At 70.4% G+C, this 3534-nt stretch carries 4 protein-coding genes; all 4 read right to left on the bottom strand.

Annotated features, from left to right (window positions below):
* The coding region (locus tag ENN83_RS07140) for an ATP-binding cassette domain-containing protein (protein ID WP_287185549.1) at positions 1-380 on the bottom strand (380 nt) is incomplete at its 3' end.
* Between the two features lie 4 nt (positions 381-384).
* The gene (locus ENN83_RS07135) at positions 385-1452 is read right to left on the bottom strand and encodes a FecCD family ABC transporter permease (RefSeq protein ID WP_287185547.1); all 1068 of its coding nucleotides are present in this window, start codon (positions 1450-1452) and stop codon (positions 385-387) included.
* A 4-nt stretch (positions 1453-1456) separates the two neighbouring features.
* On the bottom strand, positions 1457-2281 hold the full coding sequence (locus ENN83_RS07130) for a heme/hemin ABC transporter substrate-binding protein (protein WP_287185546.1): 825 nt from the start codon (positions 2279-2281) through the stop codon (positions 1457-1459).
* Positions 2278-3333, bottom strand: a complete 1056-nt coding sequence (locus tag ENN83_RS07125) for a hemin-degrading factor (protein ID WP_287185545.1) — start codon at positions 3331-3333, stop codon at positions 2278-2280. Before ENN83_RS07125 ends, ENN83_RS07130 begins: the two co-directional genes overlap by 4 nt.
* Between the last annotated feature and the right edge of the window lie 201 nt (positions 3334-3534).

Raw genomic sequence — 3534 nt, 5'->3', positions numbered from 1 at the left:
TAACTCCCCTCGAACCCCGCGAGCCCGACACGCGCAAGCGCCTTGGGGACAAGGTCGGCCTCGGCCGCCTCGATCCCGCCCATCAGGCCCAGTCGCACCACCTCGGCGACGGTGAACGGAAAGGCCAGCGGTGTGGCCTGCGGCAGCACCCCGCGCAGACCTGCGAGCACCCAGGGGCGAAGAGAGGACAGGTCCTGGCCGTTCAGCCGGACCCTTCCGTCCTGGGAGAGATCGCCCGTGAGGGCTCGCAGGAGCGTCGTCTTGCCCGATCCGTTCGGGCCGACGATGGCGGTCAGTTCGCCCGGTCGGGCGCGGAAATCGACCCCGTGCAGGATCTCGCGCCGGCCAAGGCGAACGGTGATGTCGGTGGCCTCCAGCATGGGCCTACAGGTCCAGCACGCCGCGCTGGCGCAGCAGGATCCACAGGAAGACCGGCCCGCCGAGCACCGCGGTGACAATGCCGATGGGCAGTTCGGCGGGGGCGATCACGATGCGGGCGATCACATCGGCCAGGATCAGCAACGCCGCTCCCAGAAGGGCCGCGTTCACCAGCAGATAGCGATGATCGGGCCCTGTCGCGAGGCGCAACAGATGCGGCACGACGATCCCGATGAAGCCGATCCCGCCCGACACGGCCACCGCCGCCCCGGTGGCGCCCGCGACGGTCAGGATCGCCACGGTCTTCAGCCGCTGGACCGGGATGCCGATGTGGAAGGCGGCGGCCTCGCCCAGCGCGAGCCCGTTCAGCCCGCGGGCCAGCGTCGGGGCGTAAAGAAGCGCCAGACACATCAGGGGCGCGGCGGCGGCGAGCTTGGTCCAGGTGGCGCCCGCGAGCGAACCAAGCCCCCAGAAGGTCAGGTCGCGCAACTGCGCGTCATCGGCCATGTAGACGAGGATGCCCGACAGCGCCCCGGCCAGCGCCCCCAGCGCGATGCCCCCGAGCAGCATGGTGGCAACCGAGGTCCGCCCCCGGCGCGTTGCGATACCGTAAAGCACCAGCGTCGAGGCCCAGCCGCCAAGGAACGCGGCCACCGGCACCGCATAATAGCCAAGCGCCGCCGCCAGTCCAGCGGGCAAGAACCCGCCCAGCACGATGGCCGAGATCGCGCCCAGCCCCGCGCCCGCGCTGACGCCCACGAGCCCCGGATCGGCCAGCGGGTTGCGAAACAACCCCTGCATGACCGCGCCCGAGACCGCCAGCGAGGCACCCACCAGCGCCCCCATGGCAAGCCGCGGCAGCCGGATCTCGAACAGCACCACCCGGTCGGCCACCGTCACCTCGCGCCCTGCCAGCAGGTCGGCCAGCACCGTCCAGGGCGACGTGCCCGCGGCACCGGTGGTCAGGCTGCAGGCGGCCACCGTCAGCAAGACCAGCGCCAGAAGGACCGTGGTCCGGCGGGCAAGCAAGGCACGGTCCCACGCGGCCGCCGTATCGGGGGAGATGACGACCATCGCTTCAGCTTCCCGCCCGGGCCAGCGCGTCCGAAAGATCGCGCACCGCCTGGGCCGTGCGCGGGCCGAAGCCCAGCAGGTAGAGCCCGTCCATCTGCACCAGCGCGCGGGCCGCGGCGGCCGGTGTGGTGCGGATCGCGGGATGGGACAGCACTTGGTCCGACATGTCCTCCGCCCCCTCGCGCGCCATCATCAGAATCACCTCGGGCGCGGCACGGGTCACGGCCTCATCGGTCAGCGGCTTGTAGCCCTCGAAATCCGTGACCGCGTTCTCGCCACCGGCAAGGCGAATGATCCCGTCGGCCGCGGTGTTTCGCCCGGCGGCCAGGATGCGCCCGCCCTGAACCGACATCACGAACATCACGCGGGGACGCGGCCCCCGGGCGGCCTGCGCCGTTGCCGCATCCAGCGCCGCGTCGACATCGGCGGCCAGCGCCGCGCCCTTTTCGGGCACGCCGAGCGCGGCGGCCACGGCCACGATCTTTGCCTGAACCGCATCACGGTCGTGGCCATCGGGAATCTCCACGAACGGGATCGCCGCGGCGCGGAGCAGGTCCACCGTCTCGGGTGGACCCGCGCCTTCCGTGGCAAGGATCAGATCAGGGTCCACCGACAGCACGCCCTCGGGCGCGAGACGCCGTGCATAGCCGATGTCGGGCAACTCGCGCACCGCGGGAGGAAAGGTCGAGGTCGTGTCGCGCGCAACCAGGCGGTCGGCTTCGCCCAGGGCCACGACGATCTCGGTAACGGCACCACCGATCGACACGATCCGGTCCGCCGCCTGCGCCGGACCCGCGAGGACCAGCGTCGCGAGAAGGGCGCGGATCATGCTGTGACCTCCTGCGCCAGGGTCGGCAGCGACGCCACCAGGTCGTCCCATGCCGGGGTATGGTCCACCTCGCCCACCCGCATGCCGAAGGCCTGCAGGATCAGCCCGCCGCTGGCGTCGAACGCCTCGACCGAGACGGCGGGCCCGCGCTTCGTCGGCTTGGTCACCGCCCAGACCTCGGCCACGTGGTCGCCGCGCAGGTGCAGGTTGAACGAAGGATCGAGGATGTTCAGCCATGGCCCGGTCGGCTTGACCGTGCGGATCGGGCCGCCATGGATCTCGATGCAGCCGCGATTGCCGACAAAGAGCATGAAGGGAAGTGCATCGGCGGCGAGCGCGTCCAGCAACCCGGCCATACAGCCGGGATCAAGCGGGCGCACGTAGGGCGCCCCCGCGATTCGGTAGGCGCCCAGCCGGTTCATCTTGAGCTTGCGCACCATCTGCAGGAACTGGTGGGTGTCGGTCAGACGGTCCCATTCGGCGCGCAGGCGCTCGGCCTTCGATGGGTCTGATTTCGCCGGCTCGACCGGGTCACGCCGGGCCAGCATCAGGTGGTCGGACTGGTCCTCCAGCCGCAGGCGCCCGACCAGGTCGGCCCATTCCGCATCGCGAGCCGACTTGTGCAGGTAGACCTTGTGCACCGCGTCCCCGGCGGCATCGAAGATCTGGATCGACCGGTGCAGCCCGCCGCCCTTTTCCTCTTCGACGGCGAAGCCGTGGACCCAGTGCTTCGGGAAAATGCGCAGGTCGATGGCGGGGCTCAGCACCATCGCGGCATGTGCGCCCGGCGTATAGGCGCCATAGGTGCCGGTTTTCTCGATCACTGCGCTGTCATTCCGCGTCAGCGCCGTGGCTGCGCCGAACCCCGGCATTGCGGCCATCAGCGCGTCCGGGTGCGCCGCGATCCGGGTCACACCGCTGCCCGTCCGGGCGTTCAGCACCTCGGCCTCGGCGATCCCCGAGCTGTTGGCCGGATCGGGGCTGCGCATGGTGGGTCTTTCCTGCCGGATGGCCCTGATCCGTTCCGGCGAAACCGCCTTGCCCTCTCCCATGGGAGGCTCCTTTCGCTGCGGGTGTCATGGAATGCGCCTGGCTGGCCGGGGCTGTCCCGGGCTCGCTGGATCGCGGGGCCGTTCATGCGGCCGTTAATGTTGACAGAAAGTATCAGATTAATCCGGCGATGCAAGCCCGTCTTGCGCCGAGGCAACGGGGGTTCAAGCCGTCCCTGTGCCTGGCGCCTTGGCGTTTGCGTG

This window comes from Rhodovulum sp., assembly GCF_011048875.1.
GTDB lineage: Bacteria > Pseudomonadota > Alphaproteobacteria > Rhodobacterales > Rhodobacteraceae > Rhodovulum > Rhodovulum tesquicola.
The sequence above is the reverse complement of the archived record's forward strand: the minus strand, read 5'-3'. Positions and strand labels throughout refer to the sequence as shown.